22 protein-coding genes are annotated in these 25,305 nt (G+C 72.3%); 11 read left to right on the forward strand and 11 right to left on the reverse strand.

The features are described 5' to 3' along the window. Positions 1-147 precede the first annotated feature (147 nt). Entirely contained in the window at positions 148-2,520 is a 2,373-nt protein-coding gene (locus ACGFQC_RS15635; protein WP_363086782.1) for an HAD-IC family P-type ATPase, read from the reverse strand. Positions 2,521-2,799: 279 nt separating this feature from the next. Continuing rightward, entirely contained in the window at positions 2,800-3,054 is a 255-nt protein-coding gene (locus tag ACGFQC_RS15640) for a DUF2530 domain-containing protein (RefSeq protein WP_363086781.1), read from the reverse strand. Positions 3,055-3,204: 150 nt separating this feature from the next. On the opposite strand from ACGFQC_RS15640, the gene ACGFQC_RS15645 reads away from it, so the two are divergent. Beyond that, the gene (locus ACGFQC_RS15645; RefSeq protein ID WP_363086780.1) at positions 3,205-4,656 is read left to right on the forward strand and encodes an NCS2 family permease; all 1,452 of its coding nucleotides are present in this window, start codon (positions 3,205-3,207) and stop codon (positions 4,654-4,656) included. A 106-nt stretch (positions 4,657-4,762) separates the two neighbouring features. On the opposite strand, the gene ACGFQC_RS15650 is transcribed toward ACGFQC_RS15645, so the two are convergent. Beyond that, complete coding sequence (locus ACGFQC_RS15650) at positions 4,763-4,945, reverse strand: ribbon-helix-helix protein, CopG family (protein ID WP_363086779.1); 183 nt, start codon at positions 4,943-4,945, stop codon at positions 4,763-4,765. Positions 4,946-5,109: 164 nt separating this feature from the next. On the opposite strand from ACGFQC_RS15650, the gene ACGFQC_RS15655 reads away from it, so the two are divergent. From ACGFQC_RS15655 to thpR, 3 genes are all read left to right on the forward strand, one after another. Beyond that, positions 5,110-5,547, forward strand: coding sequence for a MarR family transcriptional regulator (locus tag ACGFQC_RS15655; RefSeq protein WP_363086778.1), 438 nt, complete (start codon positions 5,110-5,112; stop codon positions 5,545-5,547). A 24-nt stretch (positions 5,548-5,571) separates the two neighbouring features. Then, the gene (locus ACGFQC_RS15660) at positions 5,572-6,936 is read left to right on the forward strand and encodes an MFS transporter (protein WP_363086777.1); all 1,365 of its coding nucleotides are present in this window, start codon (positions 5,572-5,574) and stop codon (positions 6,934-6,936) included. A 73-nt stretch (positions 6,937-7,009) separates the two neighbouring features. Then, entirely contained in the window at positions 7,010-7,582 is a 573-nt protein-coding gene (gene thpR / locus ACGFQC_RS15665) for an RNA 2',3'-cyclic phosphodiesterase (protein ID WP_363086776.1), read from the forward strand. A gap of 327 nt (positions 7,583-7,909) precedes the next feature. On the opposite strand, the gene ACGFQC_RS15670 is transcribed toward thpR, so the two are convergent. The 3 genes from ACGFQC_RS15670 to ACGFQC_RS15680 form a co-directional block, all read right to left on the reverse strand. After that, positions 7,910-8,902, reverse strand: a complete 993-nt coding sequence (locus ACGFQC_RS15670; protein WP_363086775.1) for an aldo/keto reductase — start codon at positions 8,900-8,902, stop codon at positions 7,910-7,912. A gap of 47 nt (positions 8,903-8,949) precedes the next feature. Continuing rightward, on the reverse strand, positions 8,950-9,537 hold the full coding sequence (locus tag ACGFQC_RS15675; RefSeq protein WP_363086774.1) for a Uma2 family endonuclease: 588 nt from the start codon (positions 9,535-9,537) through the stop codon (positions 8,950-8,952). Positions 9,538-9,658: 121 nt separating this feature from the next. Beyond that, positions 9,659-10,333 (reverse strand): GDSL-type esterase/lipase family protein, encoded by a 675-nt coding sequence (locus ACGFQC_RS15680; RefSeq protein ID WP_363086773.1) that lies wholly within the window; start codon positions 10,331-10,333, stop codon positions 9,659-9,661. A 190-nt stretch (positions 10,334-10,523) separates the two neighbouring features. Here ACGFQC_RS15680 and ACGFQC_RS15685 point away from each other — a divergent pair, with 190 nt between their 5' ends. The 7 genes from ACGFQC_RS15685 (at position 10,524) to ACGFQC_RS15715 (ending at position 18,012) form a co-directional block, all read left to right on the forward strand. Then, on the forward strand, positions 10,524-11,507 hold the full coding sequence (locus ACGFQC_RS15685) for a WD40 repeat domain-containing protein (RefSeq protein ID WP_363086772.1): 984 nt from the start codon (positions 10,524-10,526) through the stop codon (positions 11,505-11,507). A 243-nt stretch (positions 11,508-11,750) separates the two neighbouring features. Beyond that, entirely contained in the window at positions 11,751-13,277 is a 1,527-nt protein-coding gene (locus tag ACGFQC_RS15690) for a cellulase family glycosylhydrolase (RefSeq protein WP_363086771.1), read from the forward strand. A gap of 252 nt (positions 13,278-13,529) precedes the next feature. Beyond that, complete coding sequence (locus tag ACGFQC_RS15695) at positions 13,530-13,604, forward strand: putative leader peptide (RefSeq protein WP_350328511.1); 75 nt, start codon at positions 13,530-13,532, stop codon at positions 13,602-13,604. Positions 13,605-13,887: 283 nt separating this feature from the next. After that, positions 13,888-14,979, forward strand: coding sequence for an LLM class flavin-dependent oxidoreductase (locus ACGFQC_RS15700; protein ID WP_363088791.1), 1,092 nt, complete (start codon positions 13,888-13,890; stop codon positions 14,977-14,979). A gap of 51 nt (positions 14,980-15,030) precedes the next feature. Next, positions 15,031-16,332, forward strand: a complete 1,302-nt coding sequence (locus ACGFQC_RS15705) for an extracellular solute-binding protein (RefSeq protein ID WP_363088790.1) — start codon at positions 15,031-15,033, stop codon at positions 16,330-16,332. After that, positions 16,307-17,203, forward strand: coding sequence for a sugar ABC transporter permease (locus ACGFQC_RS15710; RefSeq protein ID WP_363088789.1), 897 nt, complete (start codon positions 16,307-16,309; stop codon positions 17,201-17,203). The genes ACGFQC_RS15705 and ACGFQC_RS15710 overlap by 26 nt, the downstream gene beginning before the upstream one ends. Further along, positions 17,200-18,012: a carbohydrate ABC transporter permease gene (locus ACGFQC_RS15715; RefSeq protein ID WP_363088788.1), complete on the forward strand. Its 813-nt coding sequence runs from the start codon at positions 17,200-17,202 to the stop codon at positions 18,010-18,012. The genes ACGFQC_RS15710 and ACGFQC_RS15715 overlap by 4 nt, the downstream gene beginning before the upstream one ends. A 148-nt stretch (positions 18,013-18,160) precedes the next feature. On the opposite strand, the gene ACGFQC_RS15720 is transcribed toward ACGFQC_RS15715, so the two are convergent. From ACGFQC_RS15720 to ACGFQC_RS15740, 5 genes are all read right to left on the reverse strand, one after another. Beyond that, on the reverse strand, positions 18,161-19,171 hold the full coding sequence (locus ACGFQC_RS15720) for a LacI family DNA-binding transcriptional regulator (protein ID WP_363088787.1): 1,011 nt from the start codon (positions 19,169-19,171) through the stop codon (positions 18,161-18,163). Between the two features lie 301 nt (positions 19,172-19,472). Further along, positions 19,473-20,831, reverse strand: a complete 1,359-nt coding sequence (locus ACGFQC_RS15725) for a GH1 family beta-glucosidase (RefSeq protein WP_363088786.1) — start codon at positions 20,829-20,831, stop codon at positions 19,473-19,475. Positions 20,832-20,860: 29 nt separating this feature from the next. Further along, positions 20,861-21,652, reverse strand: coding sequence for a carbohydrate ABC transporter permease (locus ACGFQC_RS15730; protein ID WP_363088870.1), 792 nt, complete (start codon positions 21,650-21,652; stop codon positions 20,861-20,863). A gap of 380 nt (positions 21,653-22,032) precedes the next feature. Continuing rightward, positions 22,033-24,090 carry an elongation factor G gene (gene fusA, locus ACGFQC_RS15735; protein WP_363088785.1) on the reverse strand — a complete coding sequence of 686 codons (2,058 nt, stop codon included), beginning with the start codon at positions 24,088-24,090 and terminating at the stop codon, positions 22,033-22,035. 380 nt (positions 24,091-24,470) lie between these two features. After that, entirely contained in the window at positions 24,471-25,157 is a 687-nt protein-coding gene (locus ACGFQC_RS15740; protein ID WP_363088784.1) for a DNA polymerase beta superfamily protein, read from the reverse strand. Positions 25,158-25,305: the final 148 nt, after the last annotated feature.

A 25,305-nucleotide genomic window follows, 5' to 3' on the forward strand; every position in this document is an offset into this window, starting at 1 on the left:
GGGCCCGGCTCCGCGACCAGCGGAGTGCGGGCCCTTCCCGTCCGCGAGGACGCGGCGCGGCGGCCCCGCGCCGGTGTCGGCCCCGCGCCGGTGTCGGGACCGCGCCGGTGTCGGGACCGCGACCGCGGGTGCGCCGCCGGGCCGGACCTAAGCCGGCACACGGCGGCCGATCCACCTCCACAGGAGTTCCAGGACGGCCGCCGCGACCGCGGCGACACCCACCGCCGTCCACGGCATGGTCATTCCGACCAGCTTCAGCGCGAAGAAGTCCTGGAGCCACGGCACCGCCAGCACGAGCACGAAGGCCGCGCCCATGGACACCACCAGCAGGACCCGCCACCAGGTGTAGGGCCGGGCGATGATCGCCAGCACCCACATCGAGATCAGGAACAGGGTCAGCGTCGCCGCGCTCGTCTCGGCCTCCAACGACCCCGCCCCGGTGTAGTGGTGCCGGGCGACCAGGTACGTCACGAAGGTCGCCACCGCGGCCAGCACCCCGCCCGGGATCGCGTACCGCATCACCCGCCGTACGAAGTGGGGCCGCGCGCGCTCCTTGTTGGGGGCGAGGGCGAGGAAGAACGCCGGGACGCCGATCGTCAGCGTCGACAGCAGGGTGAGGTGGCGGGGCAGGAACGGGTACTCCACCTGCCAGCACACCACCAGCAGCGCCAGCAGCACCGAGTACACGGTCTTCACCAGGAACAGCGTGGCCACCCGCGTGATGTTGCCGATGACCCGCCGGCCCTCCGCCACCACCGACGGCAGCGTGGCGAAGCTGTTGTTCAGCAGCACGATCTGGGCCACCGCCCGCGTGGCCTCCGAGCCGGAACCCATCGCCACGCCGATGTCCGCGTCCTTCAGGGCGAGGACGTCGTTGACGCCGTCCCCGGTCATCGCGACCGTGTGCCCGCCCGACTGGAGGGCGCCGACCATGTCCCGCTTCTGCTGCGGGGTGACCCGCCCGAACACCGTGCCCTCGTCGAGTGCGGCGGCCATCCGCTCCGGCTCGGCGGGCAGCCGGCGCGCGTCCACCGCACGGCCGTCCAGGCCCAGCTTGGCGGCCACGGCGCCCACGGACACCGCGTTGTCGCCGGAGATGACCTTGGCGCGGACGTCCTGCTCGGCGAAGTAGCGCAGGGTGTCGGCCGCGTCGGGGCGCAGTCGCTGCTCCAGGACGACCAGGGCGGTGGCGCGGGCGCCGCGGGCGGCCTCGGGGTCGTCGAGGCCGTGCGGGGTGCGGGCGAGGAGCAGCACGCGCAGGCCCTGCTCGTTGAGCCGCTCCGTCTCGGCGAGGGCGGGGTCACCGTCGGCGAGGAGGACGTCGGGGGCGCCGAGCAGCCACGTGCCGCTCGCGCCGTCGCCCTCGTCGAAGGCGGCGCCGCTGTACTTGCGGGCGGAGGAGAAGGGCAGGGACGCGGTGCGGCGCCAGTTCCCGGTGTCCGGGCAGGCGTCGATGATCGCCCGGAGGGAGGCGTTGGGCCGCGGGTCGGACGCGCCGAGCGCGCCGAGCACCGTGCGGACGTACCCGTCGTCGCCGCCGTCGAGGGCGCGGACCTCGGCGACGTCCATGCCGCCCTCGGTGAGGGTGCCGGTCTTGTCCAGGCAGACGGTGTCGACGCGGGCGAGACCCTCGATGGCCGGCAGTTCCTGGACGAGGCACTGCTTGCGGCCGAGTCGCACGACGCCGATGGCGAAGGCGACGGAGGTCAGCAGGACGAGGCCCTCCGGGACCATCGGCACGATCCCGCCGACGGTCCTCGCGATCGAACCCCTGAGGTCGTTGTCCTTGACGAAGAGCTGGGTGATCACGAGGCCGGTCGCGGCCGGGACCATCATCCACGTCACGTACTTGAGGATCGTGGAGATGCCGGTGCGCAGCTCGGAGTGGACGAGGGTGAAGCGGGACGCCTCCTCGGCGAGCTGGGCGGCGTACGCCTCGCGCCCGACCCTGGTGGCCCGGAAGGCGCCGCCGCCCGCCACCACGAAGCTGCCGGACATCACCCGGTCGCCGGGGTGCTTGACGACGGGGTCGGCCTCACCGGTGAGCAGTGACTCGTCGATCTCCAGACCGTCGGCCTCGACGCACACCCCGTCCACCACGACCTTGTCGCCGGGCCCGATCTCGACGATGTCGTCCAGGACGAGGGAGGAGGTGCCGACGGCGACGGCGACCCCGTCGCGCCGGACGGTGGGGCGGGCCTCGCCGATGACGGCCAGGGAGTCCAGGGTCTTCTTCGCCCGCCACTCCTGGACGATGCCGATGCCGGTGTTGGCGAGGATGACGTACCCGAAGAGGCCGTCCTGCACCGGCGCGACGAACAGCATGACGATCCACAGGACGCCGATGATGGCGTTGAACCGGGTGAAGACGTTGGCCCGGACGATCTCGCCGACCGAGCGGCTGCTGCGGACGGGCACGTCGTTGACCTGACCGCGCGCCACGCGCTCGGCGACCTCGGCGGTGGTGAGCCCGGTCGTCGCGGGGACCCGGGCGGTGGCGGCGGCGTCGGCGTGGGTCATGGCATCGACGGTACGTGCGGACGGGGGCGTTCACCCGCCGGAGTGGCGGAAGATCCGACCTGGGGAGGACGGCCGTCGTGCGGGGGTACTACGTGCCGCCTACGGGTCCCCCGACCCCCACCTCGACCCCGGGCCAGGGTCCGGCCGACTTCTGGCTCCGGGTCCGGGTCCGGCCGACTTCTGGCTCCGGGTCCTCCCGGCTCCCGACCTCCGGTTCCGGGTCAGCCCGACGCCCGGCTCGGGACGCTCCGGCTCCCGGCTCGGGACCCCCGCTCCCGGTCACCGCTGTTCGGCGGTGCCCCGCTTGAGCGCCGCGTCCCGCCTGCGGACGTACCAGATGCCGATGAATCCCAGACCGCCGCCCGCGAGGCAGGTCCACAGCCACCACAGGTGGCCGTGGTCGTCGAACCAGCCGTAGAAGGGCAGCTGGACGAGGAAGAGGGCGAACCAGAGGATCGTGCCGCCGGTGATGGTGGCGACCACGGGGCCCTCCAGGGGCTCCGGCGCCTCGTGCTTGGGGGTCCACTTCGCCATGGGGACAGCCTACGAGGCGATCAGTTCTACGCGCGGAGATGGTGTTCGCCGATTTATGTGTTCATACTGAATCCGTTTGCCTCTGACCATTTTCATTCGTAGGAAGCACCAAAGCGGCATGGGGGATGTCCGCCGGTGATGAGGTTCCACATGTCCACCTCGGCCCCCGCCAAGGTTCCCGCGCCCGGCGAGCCGGGCGGCGCGCCCGCCCACGGCGCGCTCGACCGCTTCTTCCGCATCTCCGAGCGGGGCAGCACGCTGCCGCGGGAGATCCGGGGCGGTTTCGCCACCTTCTTCGCGATGGCCTACATCATCGTGCTGAACCCGATCATCCTCGGCAGCGCGAAGGACATGTACGGGCACCAGCTCGACAACGGCCAGCTCGTCACCGCCACCTGCGTCACGGCCGCGTTCACGACGCTGCTGATGGGCGTCATCGGCAACGTGCCCATCGCGCTGGCCGCCGGCCTCGGCGTCAACTCCGTCGTCGCGCTCCAGCTCGCCCCCCGGATGGCCTGGCCGGACGCGATGGGCATGGTCGTCCTCGCCGGTCTCGTGGTCATGCTGCTGGTGGCGACCGGTCTGCGCGAGCGCGTCATGAACGCCGTGCCGTTCGGTCTGCGCAAGGCCATCAGTATCGGTATCGGCCTGTTCATCATGCTGATCGGTCTCGTGGACTCCGGCTTCGTCACCCGCATCCCGGACGTCGCCCAGACCACCGTCCCGCTCCAGCTCGGCGGCGACGGCCACCTCAACGGCTGGCCGGTTCTCGTCTTCGTCCTCGGCGCGCTGCTGACGCTCGCGCTGATCGTCCGCAAGGTGCCGGGCGCGATCCTCATCTCGATCGTCGCGATGACCGCGCTGGCGCTGATCATCGACGCGGTCGCCACCGTGCCGTCCTGGGGCCTGACCACCCCGAAGTGGCCCGGCAACCCCGTCGCCACCCCCGACTTCGGCCTCATCGGCGAGGTCAGCCTCTTCGGCGGCTTCGGCAAGGTCGGCGTACTGACCGGCGTCCTCTTCGTCTTCACCGTGCTGCTGTCGTGCTTCTTCGACGCGATGGGCACGATCATGGGCGTCAGCGACGAGGCCAAGCTGACCGACGCGCAGGGCCAGATGCCCGGCATCAACAAGGTCCTCTTCGTCGACGGTCTCGCCGTGGCCGCCGGTGGCGCCAGCTCCTCCTCGGCCACCACCGCCTTCGTGGAGTCCACGGCCGGTGTCGGCGAGGGTGCCCGCACCGGCTTCGCGAACGTCGTCACCGGCGGTCTCTTCACCGTCGCCCTGTTCCTGACCCCGATCGCCACGATGGTCCCCTCCCAGGCGGCCACCCCGGCCCTGCTCGCGGTGGGCTTCCTGATCCTGGCCGGCTCGGTCAAGGAGATCGACTGGGCCGACCACACGATCGCGATCCCGGCCTTCGTCACGATGGTGATGATGCCGTTCACCTACTCGATCACCAACGGCATCGGCATGGGCTTCATCACCTTCGCGGTGCTGCGCCTGGCGGCCGGCCGCGGTCGTGAGGTGCCGGTCCCGATGTACGTGGTCTCCGCCGTGTTCGCCTTCTACTACCTGATGCCGGCCCTGGGCCTGACCTGAGCCGCGTGCCTGACCTGAGCCGCGTGCCTGACCTGGGGCGCGTGCCTCGCCCGGACCGCGTGCCCGGCCCGCACCGTACGGCCTCACCCGGACCGCTTCACGCGGCTCAGGTGAGGCCGTAGAACTTCTCCGTCTCCTCGACCGCGGTCTGGAACCGCTCGTCGAAGTCATCGCGCATGAGCGTCCGGACGACGTAGTCCTGGACGCTCATGCCCCTTCTGGCGGCATGGCGCCGGAGCCGCTCCAGCAGCTCGTGGTCTATCCGCAGGCTGAGCACATCGGTCCCCATGGCTACGAGGGTCGCGGCACGATACGGGACGGCGGGTGCCGTTCCGCGCCCGAACCACCCGTTTGAGTGACATTGGGGTGATGTGGCGATTCAGTGGCGCGCGTCACGGGAAGCGGTGCGCCCCGCAGTGTTCCTTAGCCAGAGTAATGAGTTACTCTAAATACATGCCGGACCTCGAACATGGCGACGACGCTGCCGCCGTGAACTCCCTGCGATCTGCCGTGATGCGGCTGTCCCGTCGGCTCAAGCACCAGCGCGTCGACGAGTCACTGAGCCCCACCGAGATGTCGGTGCTGGGCACCCTCTCCCTGTGCGGCAGCGCCACCCCCGGTGAGCTGGCCCGCAAGGAACACGTACAGCCGCCGTCGATGACCCGCATCGTGGCGCTCCTGGAGGCCAAGGGCCTGGTCCGGCTGGAGCCTCATCCCGAGGACCGCCGCCAGAAGGTCGTCACCAAGACCGAGCAGGCCGAGGCCATGCTCGCGGAGAGCCGCGCCAAGCGGAACGCCTTCCTGGCCACCCTGGTCGACGGCCTCGACGAGGACGAGTGGGCGAAGCTGCGCGCCGCCGCCCCCGTCCTGGAGAAGCTCGCACACCTGTAGGCACTTCGCGAGGAGGCGACCCTTTTGAGTTCGGGACCCGGAGCACACTCCGCCCCCGCACCGACCACCCACGACTCTCCCCCCGGCCCGTCCGGGGGCACCCGCAGGTCCTCGATGTTCAGCTCCCTGGGGGTCAGGAACTACCGCCTGTTCTTCGCCGGCCAGGTCGTCTCCAACATCGGCACCTGGATGCAGCGCATCGCCCAGGACTGGCTGGTGCTGAGCCTCACCGGCTCCGCCACCGCCGTCGGCGTCACGACGGCCCTGCAGTTCCTGCCGATGCTCCTGTTCGGCCTCTACGGCGGCGTCCTCGTCGACCGCTGGCCCAAACGCCGCACCCTCCTCTTCACCCAGCTGGCCATGGCCGTCACCGGGATCGCGCTCGCGCTGCTCACCCTCTCCGGGCACGTCGAGGTCTGGCACGTCTACGTCGCCGCCTTCGCCGTCGGACTCGCGACCGTCCTGGACAACCCGGCCCGCCAGTCCTTCGTCTCCGAGATGGTCGGCCCCGACCAGCTCCAGAACGCGGTCAGCCTCAACTCCGCGAACTTCCAGTCCGCCCGCCTCGTCGGCCCGGCCGTCGCCGGCCTGATGATCACCGGGGTGGGCACCGGCTGGGCGTTCCTCGCCAACGGCCTGTCCTTCGTCGCGCCCATCGCCGGACTGCTGCTGATGCGGGGCCGCGACCTGCACGCCGTTCAGCGCGCCCCGCGCGGCAAGGGCCAGCTGCGGGAGGGCCTGCACTACGTCGCCGGCCGCCCGGACCTGATCTGGCCGATCGTCCTGGTCGGCTTCATCGGCACCTTCGGCTTCAACTTCCCCGTCTACCTCTCCGCCTTCGCCGACGACGTCTTCCACGCGGGCGCCGGCTCCTACAGCCTCTTCAATACGCTGATGGCCGTCGGCTCGCTCGCCGGCGCGCTGCTCGCCGCCCGCCGCGGGACCTCCCGGATGCGGGTGCTGATCGCGGCGGCCGTGGCGTTCGGCGTGATGGAACTGGTCGCCGCCGTCGCCCCGTCCCTGTGGCTGTTCGCACTGCTCATGGCGCCGATCGGCATGTTCGGCATGACGGTCAACGTCACCGCGAACACCACCATCCAGATGGGTACCGACCCGGCCATGCGCGGCCGCGTCATGGCCCTCTACATGATGGTCTTCCTCGGCGGCTCCCCGGTCGGCGCGCCGATCGCCGGCTGGATCACCGACGCGTACGGCGTCCGGGCGGGCCTCGCGGCGGGCGGCGCGGTCTCCGCGCTCGCGGCGGCGGTCGTCGGCCTGGTCCTGGCCCGCGTCGGCGGCCTGCGGCTCTCCGTCGGCTGGCGCCGCGGCCACCCGGTCCTGCGGTTCGTCCCGCGGGAACGGCGCGAGGAACTGTCGGCCGCGGTGTGACACCCCCCGGGCCGGTGTCGGTGTCGGTGTCGGTGTCGGGTCCGGTGTCGGCGGCGGAAGGCACACTGGCCCCATGAGACTCTTCGCCGCCGTGCTGCCCCCGCGGGACGTGGCCGACGAACTCGCCGCCGAGGTCGACGCGTTGCGCAGGCTGCCCGGCGCCGACCGGCTGCGCTGGACCGGCCGCCCCGGCTGGCACCTCACCCTCGCCTTCTACGGCGAGGTCGACGAGGAGGCAGTGCCCGAGCTGTCGGCACGGCTGGAGCGGGCCGCGCGGCACACCGGGCCCTTCCCGCTGGCCCTGCGCGGTGGCGGGCAGTTCGGGCACGGGCGGGCGCTGTGGGCCGGGGCCGCGGGCGGGACGGCCGCGCTGCGGCTGCTGGCGGACCGGGCGGAGGCGGCGGGCCGCAAGGCGGGCCTGGACCTCGGCGAGCACCGCCGCTACAAGGCCCACCTGACGCTGGCCCGCAGCCGCGACGCCGTCGACACCCGCCCCTACGTCGACTCGCTGCACACCTTCGCCGGCCGCGAGTGGACCGTGCGGGAGCTGACACTCGTGCGCAGCGACCTGCCGAGGTCCGGAGTGCCCGGGGAGCAGCCGCGTCACGAGCCGGTCGGCCGCTGGGCGCTCGGCGCGGCCGGTTAGGCTCCAAGGGTGGACCCGAAGACCCGGAACCGGATCATGGCCGGTGCGCTCGTACTGATGTTCGTCGTGGTGGCGGTGGCGGCGGCACTCGGCAAGTGACCGCCCGCCGCCGCGCACCGCTGCCGCGGGCCTGACGGGGGCGGCCCCCGGACGTCGGTCCGGTTGCCGCCGGGGCACCCGTGGCCGAGCCCCGGTCAGCCGGGCCGCCGCCCTCTCGGCTCGGCGACCGCCGCTCTCGGCTCACCGGCTGCGGACCCTCCGGTCAGCCGGGCCGCAGCCGTGGATCCGCCGGCAGCGGATCCACGGGCGCCCGGCCACTCCGCCGGCTCACCAGGCGAAGGCCTCCGGTGACGGGCCCGGACCGGGGAACACCTCGTCGAGGCCCGCCAGCAGCTCCTCGCTCAGTTCCAGCTCGACCGCCCGTACGGCGGACGCGAGCTGCTCCGCCGTGCGCGGGCCGACGATCGGGCCGGTCACGCCGGGCCGGGTGAGCAGCCAGGCCAGCGCGACCTCGCCGGGCTCCAGGCCGTGCTTCTCCAGCAGGTCCTCGTACGCCTGGATCTGCTCGCGTGCCTTGGTGTCCTTGAGCGTGTCGGCCGCCCGGCCGCTCGCCCGGCGCCCGCCCTCCGCCTGCTTCTTGATGACCCCGCCCAGCAGACCGCCGTGCAGCGGCGACCAGGGGATCACCCCGAGGCCGTACTCCCGCGCGGCCGGGATGACCTCCATCTCGGCGCGCCGCTCGGCCAGGTTGTAGAGGCACTGCTCGCTGACCAGGCCGATGGTGCCGCCGCGCCGGGCGGCGATCTCGTTGGCCTGGGCGATCTTGTAGCCGGGGAAGTTGGAGGAACCGACGTAGAGGATCTTGCCCTGCTGGACGAGTACGTCGACCGCCTGCCAGATCTCCTCGAAGGGGGTGTCCCGGTCGACGTGGTGGAACTGGTAGACGTCGATGTGGTCGGTCTGGAGCCGCTTCAGCGACGCGTCCACCGCCCGCCGGATGTTCAGCGCGGAGAGCTTGTCGTGGTTGGGCCAGACCTCGCCGTCGGTGCCCATGTTGCCGTACACCTTGGTGGCGAGCACGACCTTGTCGCGCCGCTCGCCGCCCTTGGCGAACCAGTTGCCGATGATGGATTCCGTACGGCCCTTGTTCTCGCCCCACCCATAGACATTTGCGGTGTCGAAGAAGTTGATGCCCGCGTCCAGCGCCGCGTCCATGATCGTGTGACTGTCGGCTTCGTCTGTCTGCGGTCCGAAGTTCATGGTCCCGAGGACCAGTCGGCTGACCTTGAGTCCGGTGCGTCCGAGCTGCGTGTACTTCATGGACCCAAGCCAACGGCTTGGAGTGGGCTCCAAGCAAGGGGAAACGGTCAGTCGCGGGGGAAGGCGTCGGTCTTGAGGGTGAGGTCGACGACGGTCGCCGTCAGGTCGACGGCTCCGCCGAAGTCGACCCTCGTGCACATGACGTAGTGGCCTTCCTTGGGATCGGTGTAGACGTAGCAACGGCCCTGATAGGGATCCACGATGAGATAGACGGGCACCTCCGCGACCGCGTAGGCGGTCTTCTTCGGGCCGTAGTCGTTGATGGCCGTGCCCTGGGAGATGACCTCGGCGACGAACTCGACATCCTCGTGGCGCCAGCGGCCTTCGTCGTCCTTCTCGGCGGAGTCCCGAAGCTTGGCCACGTCCGGACAGAAACCGTTCTCGTGGCCCGGGAAGTCGATACGGACGTCAGAGAAGACCTTGGCCTCCACCCCGAACCGATCCTCGACAGCCCGTACGATCCGGCGGATGATGCCCCAATGGGTGTCCCGTTGCGGTGTCATGAAGACGCTGCCCCCGACGATCTCGACCCTGAATCCTTCGGGGACGGGCATCTGCTCCAGCAGCTCGAACAACTCGTCCAAGCGCCTGGTGTTCGCGTCGGCCATGGCGATCCTGTCGTCTACGACGGTCATCGTGCCGCTCCTCCCCGGCTGCCCCAGCTCAGGCGCAGCCGCGCGGTACAACGATACGCATGGTGACTTGGTCACCCGGCGCACGCGGCACCGCCGCGCGCCTTGCCTGCCCGCCCGGCGTTCAGCCCCCGTACGGCCCGCCCAGCCCCCACCCCTGGTGCAGGGCCTTCGCGAAGGCCGACGCCAACCGGTGTTCGCCGTTCGCGTTCGGGTGGGTGCCGTCGTAGGTGTCGGTGGCGATGTCCCAGGTCTCCGGGACCGGGGCCAGGAGGAGGGGGGAGGCCGGCTCGTCCAGGTCGGCGGCCGTCTTCGCGAGGAGCTCGTTGAAGCGGGTGACCTGGGCGGCGAACGGCTCGTCCCGCGCGGCGCGGATGTTGGGGATCACCGGCAGGAGGACCATGCCGACCTTCGGGTTCGCCGCCCGCGCCCGCTCCACGAAGAGGTGGACGTTGCCCGCCGTCTGCTCGGCGTTGGTGTAGAAGCCCAGGTCGATCAGGCCGAGGGAGACCAGCAGGACGTCCGCCCGGCAGTCGCGGACCGCGTCTTCGACGAGCGGGGCCATGTGCAGCCAGCCCTCGCCCCAGCCGGCCAGGTGGCGGCGGGGGAAGCGGGGATCGGCGTACGCCAGCGACGTGGGGGCGTCCGCCGCCTTGTCGTACAGCGTCTCGCGGGGGCCGACGAGCGTGACCGGGCCCCCGTACGTCACGCACAGGTGCCGCCACAGGCGGTGACGCCAGGTGTGCTCGCCCGCGCTGCCGATCGTCATCGAGTCGCCGACGGGCATGATCCTGAGCATCCGCTCATCATGGGGGATGGGAGTGACGCGTGGGATGTGAGCCGGACCACGAGTCTGTGGCGCGTGGGACGTGAGCCGGGCCGCGCGTCCGTGGCGCGTGGGACGTGAGCCGGGCCGCGAGTCCGTGGCGCGCGGGACGAGGGCCCGCCCGGGAGTCCGCAACACGTGGGCGGGATGGCAGGCTTGGGGCATGCGCCGACCGTTCGCCCTCCTCGCCGGGGCCCTGCTCGTGGGTGCGCTCGCCGCGCCCGCCTCCGCCGCCGACGGGGACAAGAGCTTCACGATCGAGGATCCGAGGATCACCGAGTCCAGCGGTCTGGCCGCCTCCCGGCAGCACCCCGGCGTCTACTGGACGCACAACGACAGCGACGACGGCCCCTACCTCTACGCCGTCGACGGCTCCACGGGCAGGACGGTCGCCCGTCTCACCCTCACCGGCATCGGCACCCCGCGCGACGTCGAGGCGATCTCCGTCGGTCCGGGCAACCGGATCCTCGTCGGGGACGTCGGCGACAACCTCGGCGGCACCTGGCCGTACGTGTGGATCTACGAGCTGCCCGAGCCGAAGGAGCTGAAGGACGCGACCGTGCGCGCCACGCAGTACGTCGTGACGTACTCCGACGGCGCCCGGGACGCCGAGTCGCTGGTCGTCCACCCGAAGACGGGGCGCGTCTACATCATCGACAAGAAGGAGGACGGCGGCCACCTGTACGAGGGTCCGGCCGAGCTCTCCGCCTCCGGGAAGAACGTCTTCCGGCCGGTCGCCCCCATCGACCTGTGGGCCACCGACGCCGCCCTCTCCCCGGACGGCGAACGGCTCGCCGTGCGCGGCTACTTCGGCGGCATCGACTACGACTGGAACGCCGGCGTCCCCAAGCGGCTGGGCCGCCTCGACGTGCCGTTGCAGCGGCAGGGCGAGTCCGTCACCTTCTCCGCCGACGGCGCGAAGCTGATGTACGGCACCGAGGGCGCCGGGGGCGAGGTCCGGGCGGAGGACGCGCCGGGTGACTCGGGGTCCGAGTCGTCCTCCGGCGGCGGTGGTTCGGCGTCCTCCTCCGACGGGGGCGGGGACGGGGACTCCGGGACGAGCGGGAGCGTGAAGGCGGGCGCGGTCGCGGTGGTGGCCCTGTGCCTGGCCCTGTTCGGCATCGGCCGGCTGCGGCGCAGGCGCTGAGGCGCCCGCCCCGGCCCTGGGCCGAGGCGCACCGGGGGGCCGGAAAGCCTGTCCCGGGGCCGGGACATCACCCGCCCCCTCTCGCCCCGGGCCGGCGGGCTCGTCCCGCTCCGGGCCGAGGAGAAGTGCACCAGCTGACGTCGACCATCTTGACGTGTCCATGTGGGCCCCTCTTCCATGGGGGACGCGGTTGTGGGAGCGCTCCCACTCTTTCCGGGCCGCACCCCGAGAGGAAGCAGCGACATGTTCCGCACCCTGCGCAGGGCACTGTGCACGGCCGCCGCCGCACTCCTGCTACCGCTGATCCCCCTGGCCGCGGCCCCGCAGGCGCAGGCCGCGGACACCGGCGGAGCCGGGTACTGGCACACCAGCGGCCGCCAGATCCTGGACGCGTCCGGGCAGCCGGTCCGCGTCGCCGGCATCAACTGGTTCGGCTTCGAGACCTCCGACAACGTCGTCCACGGCCTGTGGTCCCGCGACTACAAGAGCATGATCGACCAGATCAGGACGACGGGGTACAACACCCTGCGGCTGCCGTTCAGCGACGACATCCTCAAGGCCGGCGCCGCCCCCAGCAGCATCGACTTCTCCGCCGGGAAGAACGCCGACCTGCAGGGACTCACCTCCCTCCAGGTGCTGGACAAGATCGTCGGGTACGCCGGCCAGACCGGCGTCAAGGTCATCCTGGACCGGCACCGCCCGGACGGGGCCGGCCAGTCGGCGCTCTGGTACACCTCGACGGTCCCGGAGTCGACGTGGATCGCCAACCTCAAGTCGATCGCCGGGCGTTACGCGGGAAACCCCACCGTCGTGGGCATCGACCTGCACAACGAGCCGCACGACCCCGCCTGCTGGGGCTGCGGCGACACGGCGAGGGACTGGCGGCTGGCGGCCCAGCGCGCGGGGAACGCCGTCCTCTCCGTCAACCCGGACCTGCTGATCTTCGTGGAGGGCGTGCAGACCTTCGAGGGGGTCTCCGGCTGGTGGGGCGGCAACCTGATGGGCGTCGCCCGGTACCCGGTCCAGCTCGACGTCCCGAACCGGGTCGTCTACTCCGCCCACGACTACGCCACCAGCGTGGCCCAGCAGAGCTGGTTCAGCGACCCGGCGTTCCCCGCGAACATGCCCGGGATCTGGGACAAGTACTGGGGCTACATCTTCAAGCAGAACATCGCCCCGGTGTGGGTGGGCGAGTTCGGCACCACCCTCCGGTCGACGGTCGACCAGAAGTGGCTCGCGGCACTGGTGGACTACCTGAGGCCCACGTCGACGTACGGCGCCGACTCCTTCCACTGGACGTTCTGGTCCTGGAACCCCAACTCCGGTGACACGGGCGGCATCCTGAAGGACGACTGGCAGACCGTGGACACGGCCAAGGACGGCTACCTGACGAGCGTCAAGGCGCCGGGCTTCGCGCCGGGTACCGGAGGCGGCGACCCGGGCGACCCCGGTGACCCGGGTGGCGGTACGGCGGCCTGCACCGCCGCGTACACGGTCGGCAGCGACTGGGGCGGCGGCTTCAACGCCGAGGTGAAGGTCGCCAACACCGGTACGACGGCGATCGGTTCGTGGAAGGTGACCTGGACCTGGTCCGGCTCGCAGAAGGTCACCAGCATGTGGAACGCGTCGTACACCCAGAGCGGCGCGACGGTCACCGCGACGAACGCCGCCCACAACGGGGCGCTCGCGGCGGGCGGTTCGGCGAGCTTCGGCTTCGGCGCGGCGCCGGGAGGCGGGGGCGTGCCGAGCGTGAGCTGCACGGCGGGCTGAGCTGCACGACGGCGTGAGCGGTGCGCCGTGGGCGGGGGTGTGGTGGGGCCGGACACCCCTGCCGTGGGGGGGGGGGGGGCCGCCCCCCCCCCCCCCCCCCCCCCCCCCCCGGGGCGGGCCCCCCCCCCCCCGGGGGGGCCCCCCCCGGCAGGGGTGTCCGCCGCCCGGCAACGTCGTCCGGGACGGATGACGTTGTCCACTCCGTGGGACCGGCATCTCGACCCTCGCGTGCGGTGTGTATAGTCCCGCCCCATGGAATCCGGCGTCGAGCTCGTCAAGCGCGCGCACATCGACCTGCTCAGGGTAGCCACGGCGCTCTGTAGCTGATTCCGCACGCCCGACGGGCGGCGCACGCCCGTCAGGGTCCGCGCCCGTCAGGGTCCGCTTCCCTCGTCCCACGCACTTCCGGTGTGTCCGGCGTGGTTCAACGTCGCATCGGCGTCCGTCTTCCGCCCTCGGCCCTCCGCCGTCGGCCCCACGTGACCGCCGGGGCTTCCCCGTTCACCCTCCCCCTCCGCTTCGCCCTCGCGCTTCGCCCGGCGTTCCGCTCGCGTGCCCGACCGCCGCGGCTCCGGCAACTCCGGCGACTCCGGAACCCTTTGGAGATCCCATGACCGTGCGCCTGCACTGGTTCCTGCCCACCACGGGCGACGACCGTGACGTGGTGGGCGTTACCGCCCGCGACTCCCTCCAGTCCCGCGCCACGACTCGTCCGCCCACCCTCGACTACCTCACCCAGGTGGCCCGTGCCGCCGAGTCCGCCGGGTTCGAGGCGGTGCTGACCCCCACCGGCAGCGACTGCGAGGACTCCTGGCTGACCACGGCCGCGCTGATCCCGCAGACCAGCCGGCTGAAGTTCCTGGTCGCCTTCCGGCCCGGCGTCATCGCGCCCCCGCTGGCCGCCCAGATGACCGCCACCTACCAGCGACTGTCCGGCGGGCGCCTGCTGCTCAACGTCGTCACCGGCTCCGACGCCGACGAGCAGCGCTCCTACGGCGACTTCCTCGCGCACGACGAGCGTTACGCCCGCACCGGCGAGTTCCTGCACCTGCTGCACACCGCCTGGCGCGGGGAGGCGTACGACTTCGAGGGCGACCACTACCGGGTGGCGGGCGGGCGGCTGCGCAGGCCGCCGGTGGCCCGGCCGCCGGTCTTCTTCGGCGGCTCCTCCGAGGCCGCGCTCCCGGTCGCCGCCCGGTACGCCGACACCTATCTCACCTGGGGCGAGCCCCCGGCTGCCGTCGCGCGGAAGATCGGCCGGGTGCGCGAACTGGCCGCCGCGGAAGGCCGCGAGCTGTCCTACGGCATCCGGCTGCACGTCATCAGCCGCGACACCGCGGCCGAGGCGTGGGCGGAGGCCGACCGCATCCTCGACGCCCTCGACCCGGTCGCGATCCGGGCCGCCCACGAGCGCTTCAGCCGCTCGGAGTCGGAGGGTCAGCGGGCGATGGCCGCACTGAGCGGCGGACGCACTGACCGGTTGGAGATCCACCCCAACCTGTGGGCCGGTTTCGGGCTGGTGCGCCCCGGCGCGGGCACCGCCCTCGTCGGCAGCCACGAGCAGGTCGCCGAGCGGATCGAGGAGTACGCCGCCCTCGGCATCGAGCACTTCGTCCTCTCCGGACAGCCGCACCTGGAGGAGGCGATCCGGTTCGGCGAGTGCGTCCGGCCACTGCTGACCCGGCAACTCAGCCACGTCTGAAGTTTTTTGACGCCTTCTCACTTCTCCCCTCACTTGAACAAGGACTTCGCCATGACCCGTTCCCTCGACAGAAGGTCCGCCCTGCGTCTGTTCGGCGCCGCCGGGCTCGGCCTCGGTCTCGCAGCCTGCGCAGGACCCGGTGGCGGCTCCTCCGACGCCGCGAGCGGCGCCTCCCCCTCCGGTCTCGCCACCTCCGGAGCCGTGAAGGGGACCGTCTCCTTCGCGCACTGGCGGGCCGAGGACAAGGCGGTGCTCGCCCGCCTGGTCGAGGCGTTCGTGAAGAAGCACCCGGACGCGGGCGTCGAGCAGGACATCGCCCCGTCCGCCGACTACCAGTCCACCGCCCTGCGCCGCGTCCAGGGCTCCAGGACGGGCGACGTGTTCACCGCCTTCCGGGGAGCCCAGTTCCAGCAGATCGTCAAGGCCGGGGTGTACGCGCCACTGACCGGCACCGGCGTCGTCGGCAAGTACCAGCGGAACCTCATAGGCCCCGGCGCGCAGGACGGCACACAGTACGGCCTGCCCTACCAGCTCGTCTTCAACATGCCGCTCGCCAACACCGACGCCCTCGACAAGGCCGGCCACACCGCCGCGCCCGCGGACTGGGACGGCTTCCTGCAGCTCCTGGACGACCTGAAGGCCAAGGGCTACACGCCGCTGGCCTGGCCGGGCGGCGACTCGGCCAACGCGGGCCAGCTGCTGAACGTGATGGTGATGAACAACGCGCCGAGCGACGACGCGTTCGCCCGGATCGAGTCCGGCGCCCTGAAGGTCACCGACGACTGGTTCCTCGGCACGCTGGAGCAGTACGCCGCCCTGCGTCCCTACCTCCAGGAGCGGGCCACCGGGTCGAGCACCGACGCCGTCACCCGGCTGTTCGCCGAGGGCAGGGCCGGTCTGCTGGCCACCGGCTCCTTCCAGATGGCGGGCGTGCGCGCGCTGGGGGCGAAGTTCCCCTTCGACCTCGTCGCCCCCGTCACCACCGCCGCCGGGAAGGCGAAGTACGAGGGCGTCTTCAACACCACCTTCATCCTCGGTGTCAACAGCGCCTCCACGGTGCAGCCCGCCGCCTACGCCTTCCTGGAGTTCCTCAGCGACCCCGAGAACGCCGGCGTCTACGCCAACGGCACCGGTCAGCACGTCACCGTCGAGGGCGTCGAGTACACCAACGCCGACCTGAAGGCGGTCGCGCCCTGGCTGACCCGGAAGACGCTGCTCGCGCCGCGCTTCCAGTTCCTGGACCTCGACATCCGCACGGCCGTGGAGAACGCGACCGTGGCGGTCGTCGGCGGCAAGAAGCCGGAACAGGCCGCCGAGGAGGCGCAGCGTGTCATCGACCAGAAGCGGTCGTAGGAGGCGGCGCACGGCGCGGGCACTGTGGCTGTTCCCGGTGCCCGCCCTCGCCCTCTACCTGTCCCTCTTCGCCTACCCGGTCGTCCAGGGCGTGCAGTACGCGCTGACCGACTGGGACGGCTACAGCGCCGGCTACCACGACGTCGGCCTGCGCAACTTCACCGAACTCGCCGGCGGCGACGACATGTTCAGGAACGCGGCGGAGAACAACCTCAAGCTCACCCTCAGCGTCGTCGTCGTCCAGACCGCCCTGGCGCTGCTGCTGGCCCTGTGGCTGGTGCGCACCACCCGCGCCTCGACGCTGCTGCGGGCCGTCTTCTTCCTGCCGACGGTCCTGTCGTCGGTGTCGGTCGCGTTCGTGTGGCGGTTCGTCTACGACCCCGACGGCGGCCTGCTCAACTCGGCGCTGCGGGCGGCCGGGCTGGACTCCTTCCAGTCGGTCTACCTCGGCGACCCGGACACGGCCGTGTTCTGGCTGGCGCTGACCCAGGTGTGGTTCCACGCGGGTCAGATGATGGTCGTCTTCATCGCCGGGCTCCAGGCGATACCGAAGGAGCTGTACGAGGCGGCGGAGCTGGACGGCGCCGGCCGCCTCGCCCGGTTCCGGTACGTGACCTGGCCGCTCGTCGCCCCGGCCACCGCGATCGTCGTCGCCTACACCACCGTCCAGTCGTTCAAGGCGTTCGACCTCGTCCTCGGCCTGTCGGGCAATCCGCCGGGCCCGGCCCTCGACATCCTCTCGACCCGCATCTACACGACGTTCTCCAACAACCAGTTCGGCTACGCGGCCGCCCAGTCGGTGGTGTTCATGGCACTGATCGCGCTGCTCACCCGGGTGCAGCGGCGGGCGACGGGAGGGGCGACCCGATGACCAGGACCGTACGCCCGATCGCGCTGGTGGCGGGCGCCGCCGTCGTCGTACTGCCGCTGCTGGTGGTGGTGTTCGGCACGTTCAAGACGCTGCCGCAGCTGTTCGACGCGCCGCTGGCCCCGCCGTCGTCGCCGACCCTGGACAACTACCGGCGGGCGGTGGAGGAGGGCGGTCTCGGCGCCGCGTTCGCCAACAGCGCCGTCGTCACGGCGGGCGCGGTGACGCTGACGCTGGTGGTGGCGAGCCTGGCCGCGTTCTTCTGCGCCCGGATTCCCGGCCGGGCGGGCTGGGCCGTCTTCGGCGTCCTGGTCGCCGGGCTCGCGGTGCCCGCGCAGGCGGCGATCGTCCCGCAGTACGTCCTCTTCGACCGTCTCGGGCTGACCGACAGCCTGCTCGGGCTGGTCCTCGTCGACGCGGTGACGACCCTGCCGACGGCCGTGTTCATCCTGGGCGGTTTCCTGCGCACGATCCCCGAGGAGCTGTACGAGGCCGCCGAGCTGGACGGGGCCTCGCCGCTGCGGGCGTTCCGCTCGATCGCGCTGCCGCTGACCCGGCCGGCCCTCGCCACCACCGGCATCTTCCTGTTCGTGATGGACTGGAACGACCTGCTCTACCCGCTGCTGTTCATCCGCTCCCAGGAGCACCGCACCCTGCCGCTGGCACTGCTCGAATTCCAGGGCGAGTTCCTCACGCAGTACCCCCTGCTGTTCGCGGGCGTCGTCATCGCCTCGGCCCCGGTGGTCGTCGTCTACGTCCTGCTGCAGCGCCACTTCGTGGCGGGCCTGACGACGGGGGCGGTGCGGGGGTAGGTACGGCGCGGCGCCGGTGCGGCGCGCGTCGGTAGGGCGCGGTGCCGGTGCGGGGCGGCACCGGCACCGGCACCGGCACCGGCACCGGCACCGGCGTGACGGGGCGGCACAGGCCGGGCGCCGCCCGCCGTGACGGTGCGGGAGGACGTCAGCCGCTTTCCCGCACCACCAGCCGGTGGCCCGCCACCAGCACGCGCGGCTGGGTCGCGCGGACGCCGTCGACGGTCCGCAGCAGGGCCGTCACGGCGAGGCGGGCCGGCTCCCGCTTGTCGGGGGCCACGGTGGTCAGCGGCGGCGCCGTGTAGCGGGCCGCCTCGATGTCGTCGAAGCCGACGACCGCGAGGTCGCGGGGCACGGAGAGACCGCGTTCGCGCGCCGCGTGCAGCACGCCCTCCGCCAATGTGTCGGCGAAGCAGAACACCGCGTCGGGCGGTTCGGGCAGGTCGAGCAGCGCGTGCCCGGCGGCGACGCCGTCGGCCCGGTGGTAGGCGGCGACGGCCGGGGCGAGCGCCTCGTCGTGGGCGAGGCCCGCCGCCGCGAGGGCCTGGCGGTGGCCGGTCAGCCGGGTGGCCGAGGTGGCCGCGTGCGGCGCGGTCTGCCGGCCGACCACCGCGATCCGCCGCCGCCCGCGGGCCGGCAGATGGGCGGTCGCCTCGCGGGCCGCGCCGGTGTTGTCGACGGTGACGTGCGGGCAGGGCAGGTCGTGGACGCGTTCGCCGAGCAGCACCAGCGGCGTGCGGGCCGGAACGCGGGCGGCGGCGGCCCGGTCGTCGAGCGCGAGCGGGCTGAGGATGACCCCGTCGACGAGCGGGTCCGTGCGGCCGAGCGCGATGTCCAGCTCCGCCTCGGGACGGCCGCCGGTCACCTCCACGAGCAGCGTGCAGCCGTGAGCCGCCGCCTCCCGCAGCAGGTGTCCGGTCAACTCCGCCCAGTACGGCATGGTGAGTTCGGGCACGGCCAGCAGCAGCACCCCGCTGCGGCCGGTGCGCAGGCGCCGCGCGGCCGTGTTGGGCCGGTAGCCCAGTTCCTCGACCGCGCGCTGCACCCGCTCCCGCGTCGCCTCCGAGAAACGCCCGGTGCCCCGCACCACGTTGGAGACGGTCCGCATGGACACACCGGCCCGCTCCGCGACCTCCCTGAGCCCTGTCACCGCGCGCATCGCGCCAGGCTAGAGGCGGGGCAGCCGGGCGGACACCCCTGCGCGGGGCAGGACGGGAGGCTGTCACGAGGTGTTCACGCCCGGGTGCGGCCCACCGTCACGCCCGGGCGCGGCCCACCGGTCCGTCGCTGCCGGGCGATGCCCCCGCACGGCAGCGACGAGCGCAACGGGCCCTCGTCCGGGACGGGTTGCACCCGTCACGCCGTGGCCTGCGGTGGTCCGGTCCACACCGGGTCACCTCAGGCCACGGGCCGTGGTGGCCGTGGGCTCCCGCACCCGCGGCCACCACGGCGGACCCGGGTCAGGCGGCCTTCGCCACCCCCTCCCGGTGCCTGCGGATGATGTCCGCGTAGTGGCGTCCGGTGCCCTTGATGGTGCGCGCCTGGGTGCGGTAGTCGACGTGGACCAGCCCGAAGCGCTTGTCGTAGCCGTACGCCCACTCGAAGTTGTCCAGCAGCGACCAGGCGAAGTAGCCGGCCAGCGGGGCCCCCTTGCGGGCCGCGGAGGCGCAGGCCGCGAGGTGTCCGGAGAGGTACGCCCGGCGCTCGGGGTCGTCGACGGTGCCGTCGGGGCGGACGGTGTCCGGGTAGGCGGAGCCGTTCTCCGTGACGTACAGGCGGCGGGCGCCGTACTCGTCGGTCAGGCGCAGCAGCAGTGCCTCGATGCCGCTCGGGTCGACCTCCCAGTCCATGCCGGTGCGCGGGACGCCGGCGCGGCGTACGGAACGGGCGTACGGGGCGGGGCCGTCGGGGTCGTCGGTCACGGTCGCCGGGAAGTAGTAGTTCAGGCCCAGCCAGTCGAGGGGTGCGGCGATCGTGTCCAGGTCGCCGCTCCGTTCCGGGAGTTCGACGCCGTAGACCTCGCGCATGTCGGCGGGGAAGCCGCGGCCGTGGACCGGGTCGAGCCACCAGCGGTTGGTGTGGCCGTCCACCCGGCGGGCGGCGGCGAGGTCCTCGGGGCGGCCGGAGGCGGGGTGGACGGTGGAGAGGTTGTTGACGATGCCGACCTCGGCGCCGGGCGCCGCCGCCCGGATCGCCTGGACGGCCAGGCCGTGGCCGAGGAGCAGGTGGTAGGAGGCGCGGACGGCGGCCGTCAGGTCGGTCAGGCCGGGGGCCATCGTGCCTTCGAGATGGCCGATCCACGCCGAGCACAGCGGCTCGTTGAGGGTGGCCCAGTGGGAGACCCGGTCGCCGAGCCGTCCGGCGACCACCGACGCGTACGCGGCGAAGTGCTCGGCGGTGTCGCGTTCGGGCCAGCCGCCGCGGTCCTGGAGCGCCTGCGGCAGGTCCCAGTGGTAGAGGGTGACGGACGGGGTGATGCCGGCGGCCAGCAACGTGTCGATCAACCGGTCGTAGAAGGCGAGGCCCTTGGGGTTGACCGGGCCGTCGCCGCCCGGCATCACCCGCGGCCAGGCGACCGACATCCGGTAGGCGTTGGTGCCGAGCCGGCGCATCAGGCCGATGTCCTCGCGCCAGCGGTGGTAGTGGTCGCAGGCGATGTCGCCGTGGTCGCCGCCGGCGGTCTTTCCGGGGGTGTGCGAGAAGGTGTCCCAGATCGACGGCGAACGGCCGTCCTCCGCCACGGCTCCCTCGATCTGGTAAGCCGAGGTGGCCGTGCCCCACAGAAAGTCGTGCGGGAGTGCGGCGAGGTCGATGGTCACGGAAGTCCTTTCGGGATCACGGAGGTTGTTCACTTCACCGCTCCTGCCGTCAGGCCGGCGACGAGGTAGCGCTGCAGGAGGAGGAAGCCGGCCACCACGGGCACGCTGATGACCAGCGAGGCGGCCATGATCTGGTTCCAGTACACGTCGTTGAGGGTGGAGTAGCCCTGGAGCCCGACGGCGAGGGTGCGGGTGGTGTCGTTGGTCATGACGGAGGCGAACAGCACCTCGCCCCAAGCGGTCATGAAGGCGTAGACGGCGACCGCGACGATGCCGGGGACCGCGGCCGGCACCACGACGCGGAAGAGCGCCCCGAGCGGGCCGCAGCCGTCCACCAGCGCCGCCTCGTCGAGGTCGCGCGGCACCGAGTCGAAGTAGCCGATCAGCATCCAGACGGAGAAGGGCAGGGAGAAGGTGAGGTACGTCAGGATCAGCCCGCCGCGCGAGCCGAACAGGGCGATGCCGGTGGCGTTGCCGATGTTGACGTAGAGCAGGAACAGCGGGAGGAGGAAGAGGATGCCGGGGAACATCTGGGTGGACAGGACGGTGACCGTGAACGCGCGCTTGCCGCGGAAGTCGTAGCGGCTCACCGCGTAGGCGCTGAACACCGCGATCACCACCGAGCAGACGGTCGCGGCGCCCGCCACGACCAGCGAGTTCACGAAGTAGCGGGCGAGCGGGACGGTCGACCAGATGTCGATGTACGGCCGGATCGTCAGGTCGCTCGGCAGCCAGCGGAACGTGCCCGAGACGTCCGCGAGCGGCTTCAGTGAGCTGGAGACCATCACGTACACCGGCACCAGGACGAACCGCCGCCGCAGGCCGTCACGGCCAGGGCGAGTGACATCGCGACGGCGCCTGCGGCCGCGGCTCGGAGGGTACGCATGGGTCGGCTCCCAGGTCTCTCATCATGGCTTAATTTAGGACGTGAGTTAAACCTCGGACGCGAGCCGCGTCAAGAGTTTCGACGAGGGTCGTGCAACTCGGTGCGGCTGGTGTCGCCGTCTTTGCCGGGGCTCTCGCGGCCGCTCTCGCCGCGGCTCGCGGCTCGCGGCTCTGGTCGCCACCGGCGGCGGATCTGGTCGTCACCGGCGGCGGGTCTGCGGCGCGGAGTCCGTCGCCACCCGCCCCGCGGCCTTCGTCCGTACGCCCCGGAAGGGTCGGCCTTCGGGGCGTACGGCTCCTACGGCGCCGACCGGTCCTACGGCGCCGACGCCGGTGCCGGTGCCGGTGCCGGTGCGGGGGCGTACCCCGTCGGCCGGGCCGTGAAGGTGCCGCGGCCCTGGGTGCGGCTGCGCAGCCGGGTCGCGTAACCGAACAGTTCCGCGAGCGGCACGGTGGCGGTCACCACCGCCGCGCCGCCGCGCACCTCGGAGCCGGTCACCCGGCCGCGCCGGGCGGCGAGGTCACCGAGGACCCCGCCCACGGCCTCCTCCGGCACGGTGACCGTGACCTCCACGACCGGTTCCAGCAGCACCATCGTGCAGGCCCGCAGGGCCTCGCGGAGGCCGAGCCGGCCCGCCGCGCGGAAGGCCGTCTCGGAGGAGTCCTTCACGTGGGTCGAGCCGTCGGTCAGCGTGACCCGCAGGCCGGTCACCGTGTGCCCGCCCAGGGGGCCCTCGGCGAGGGCGTCCCGGCAGCCGGCCTCGACGGCACGGACGTACTCCTGCGGCACCCGCCCGCCGATCACGGTGGACCGGAAGTCGAACCCGTCCTCCAGCGGTTCCACGTCGAGCACGACGTGCGCGAACTGACCGGCGCCGCCGTCCTGTTTGACGTGCCGGAAGACCAGCCGGGACACGCCGCGGCCGACCGTCTCCCGGTAGGTGACGCGCGGCCGGCCGACGTTGACCTCCAGCCCGTGGGCGAGGCGGATCTTCTCCACCGCGACCTCCAGGTGCAGCTCGCCCATGCCCGAGAGCACGGTCTGGCCGGTCTCGGCGTCGGTGCGGACCGTGAGCGACGGGTCCTCCTCGGCCAGCCGGGCGAGCGCAGAGGCCAGCCGGTCGGCGTCGGTGCCGCGCCGTGGTTCGACCGCGACGGAGACGACGGGATCGGCGACCCCGGGCGGTTCGAGGACCAGCGGGGCGTCCGGCGCGCACAGGGTCGAGCCCGCGCGGGCAGCCTTCAGTCCGATCACGGCCACGATGTCCCCGGCGACCGCCCGTTCCAGTTGGGCGTGCCGGTCCGCCTGGACCCGCAGGATGCGGCCGACGCGCTCGCTCCGGCCTGCGGTCGCGTCCCACAGCGCGGCTCCCTTCTCGATCGTCCCGGAGTACACCCGCAGGTAGGTGAGCCTGCCGGTGGGGGTGGCGTTGACCTTGAACGCGAGGGCCGCGAACGGTGCGGCGGGGTCGGCCGGCCGTCGCTCGTCGGCACCATCGCGCATACCGCGCACAGCCGGCACGTCCAGTGGCGACGGCAGATAGGCGACCACGGCGTCGAGCAACGGCTCGATCCCGCGGTTGCGGTAGGCCGAGCCGCACAGCACGACCACACCGTCACCGGCGTGGGTCAGGTCGCGCAGCGCCGCGGCGAGCGTCCCGGCCGACAGGGTCTCCTGGTCGCAGAACTCCTCCAGCGCGGCCGGATGCCGTTCCGCGACGGCCTCCTCCAGCAGTCGGCGGCGGCGAAGCGCCTCCTCCCGCAGTTCGTCGGGCACGGGTCCCACCACGGCCGCCCCGCCGTCGCCGTCCCAGGTCAGCGCCCGCATCCGGAGCAGGTCGACGACGCCGGTGAAGGCGTCCTCGGCGCCGATCGGCAGCTGGACGACGAGCGGGACGGGGTGCAGGCGTTCCTTGATCGACGCCACTGCCGCGTCGAGGTCGGCGCCCGTGCGGTCCAGCTTGTTGACGAACGCGATCCTCGGCACGCCGTGCCGGTCGGCCTGCCGCCACACGGACTCGCTCTGCGGCTCCACACCCGCGACGGCGTCGAACACCGCGACCGCCCCGTCCAGCACCCGCAGCGAGCGCTCCACCTCGTCGGCGAAGTCGACATGTCCCGGGGTGTCGATCAGGTTGACGCGGTGGCCGTCCCAGTCGCAGCTGACGGCCGCGGCGAAGATGGTGATCCCACGGTCGCGCTCCTGGGGGTCGAAGTCGGTGACGGTGGTGCCGTCGTGGACCTCACCGCGCTTGTGCGTGGTGCCGGTGGCGAAGAGGATCCGCTCCGTGACGGTGGTCTTGCCCGCGTCGACGTGGGCGAGGATGCCCAGGTTGCGTACGGCGGCGAGGTGACGGTCGAGGTTGTTGCGCACGGCCCATGGCCTTTCGAGGCGTGTCTCGTGAAAGGGGCAGCGCGATTACTGACGGGACTACAGTCGTCGTGACGACAGAGCCGCCACCCGGGGCACGGTGTGCCAAAGGGTGTCTCTGTGACGGTGACTGACGTTGCGTCAGACCATCCGGTGCCGGCCGCGCCGCGGGCACCGGACGGACGAGGACACGAGGATCACCTCGTAGCGGGAACGGGGAGCGGCGGCGGTGTGGTCACGCATGGCCGGGCTCCCCTCGTTCGTCGCGGTGCGGCGCGGCCCTGTTCGTGGGCGGCACTCGATGGAGTGAGTGTAGGGAGGAAGGGACCGGTGGGGCACGCGCTTTTCCCGGTCCCCCGGGAGACCCGGGTCGAACTGGGCGGTCAGGACGGGTAGAAGTGCCGTCGTACCTTCCTCAGCCACGCGTCGGCGGCCCTCTCGTCGGGCTGTTCGGGCAGCACACTGCGGGCTTCGTCGAACGCCGTCTCGTACCGGCGCAGCAGTGGAAGGGCGGCATCGGGATCGGCCGCCACCTGCTCACCGAAGCGGTGGAAGCTCTCCGGGTCGTCGACCCGGATGCCCAACGTGCCCGTGGTGTACAGCTCGTAGCCCTGTCCGCACAACCGCTTGAGGTGCCGGGCGTGCTTGGCGGTCCGCTTGCGCGTGTCCGCGGAGAACGAGCCGTCGCCGCGGCCGAGCAGCCTGCGGAACTGCTGGGTGGCGTAACCGAGGTAGGCGTCCCGGACGCGCCGGGCGCTCAGGAAGGTCGTACGGATGCCGATGAGTTCGTCGCCGAGCGGGGTGCGCACCTCGTACAACTCGTCGGGCAGCCAGGCGAGTTCCGTGACGGTGGGATTGCCGCCGAGCGCGAGCCGGCACCACTTGGCGGCCTCGTGCAGGGTCCGGTCGGGTGCCGTACTGACGTGGGACTCCTTGGGCGGGTGCAGGCCGTGCAGCTCCTCGGTGGGCGCCGCGAACAGGCCGAGCCGGTCCACGTCGGACCCGGCGTGCGCGAGCCCGTAGGCGGTCGAGCCGACCACGCCGGACAGCAGGATGTTCTGGACGGTCACGGACTCCCCCGGTGGTGATCGGCCGACGCCGCGAGAAGGCGGCGGGAGTCGTCATGATGCCCCGGCGACCGGCCCCACCACCTCGCATTTTCCGACCCGCCCCCCGGGACCCGCCGCGGGCCTGTCCGGCCACCGGGTCACCGGACGG

This window comes from Streptomyces sp. NPDC048734 (genome assembly GCF_043198675.1).
Classification (GTDB): Bacteria; Actinomycetota; Actinomycetes; order Streptomycetales; family Streptomycetaceae; genus Streptomyces.

What these genes read in the sequence shown, in the direction of transcription:
- ACGFQC_RS15650 (WP_363086779.1), bottom strand. Translation starts at nt 4,945, where the DNA reads ATGGGGACCGATGTGCTCAGCCTGCGGATAGACCACGAGCTGCTGGAG.
- ACGFQC_RS15680 (WP_363086773.1), bottom strand. Translation starts at nt 10,333, where the DNA reads ATGCTCAGGATCATGCCCGTCGGCGACTCGATGACGATCGGCAGCGCG.
- ACGFQC_RS15690 (WP_363086771.1), top strand. Translation starts at nt 11,751, where the DNA reads ATGTTCCGCACCCTGCGCAGGGCACTGTGCACGGCCGCCGCCGCACTC.
- thpR (WP_363086776.1), top strand. Translation starts at nt 7,010, where the DNA reads ATGAGACTCTTCGCCGCCGTGCTGCCCCCGCGGGACGTGGCCGACGAA.
- ACGFQC_RS15700 (WP_363088791.1), top strand. Translation starts at nt 13,888, where the DNA reads ATGACCGTGCGCCTGCACTGGTTCCTGCCCACCACGGGCGACGACCGT.
- ACGFQC_RS15685 (WP_363086772.1), top strand. Translation starts at nt 10,524, where the DNA reads ATGCGCCGACCGTTCGCCCTCCTCGCCGGGGCCCTGCTCGTGGGTGCG.
- ACGFQC_RS15635 (WP_363086782.1), bottom strand. Translation starts at nt 2,520, where the DNA reads ATGACCCACGCCGACGCCGCCGCCACCGCCCGGGTCCCCGCGACGACC.
- ACGFQC_RS15705 (WP_363088790.1), top strand. Translation starts at nt 15,031, where the DNA reads ATGACCCGTTCCCTCGACAGAAGGTCCGCCCTGCGTCTGTTCGGCGCC.
- ACGFQC_RS15655 (WP_363086778.1), top strand. Translation starts at nt 5,110, where the DNA reads ATGCCGGACCTCGAACATGGCGACGACGCTGCCGCCGTGAACTCCCTG.
- ACGFQC_RS15715 (WP_363088788.1), top strand. Translation starts at nt 17,200, where the DNA reads ATGACCAGGACCGTACGCCCGATCGCGCTGGTGGCGGGCGCCGCCGTC.
- ACGFQC_RS15670 (WP_363086775.1), bottom strand. Translation starts at nt 8,902, where the DNA reads ATGAAGTACACGCAGCTCGGACGCACCGGACTCAAGGTCAGCCGACTG.
- ACGFQC_RS15640 (WP_363086781.1), bottom strand. Translation starts at nt 3,054, where the DNA reads ATGGCGAAGTGGACCCCCAAGCACGAGGCGCCGGAGCCCCTGGAGGGC.
- ACGFQC_RS15720 (WP_363088787.1), bottom strand. Translation starts at nt 19,171, where the DNA reads ATGCGCGCGGTGACAGGGCTCAGGGAGGTCGCGGAGCGGGCCGGTGTG.
- ACGFQC_RS15675 (WP_363086774.1), bottom strand. Translation starts at nt 9,537, where the DNA reads ATGACCGTCGTAGACGACAGGATCGCCATGGCCGACGCGAACACCAGG.
- ACGFQC_RS15645 (WP_363086780.1), top strand. Translation starts at nt 3,205, where the DNA reads ATGTCCACCTCGGCCCCCGCCAAGGTTCCCGCGCCCGGCGAGCCGGGC.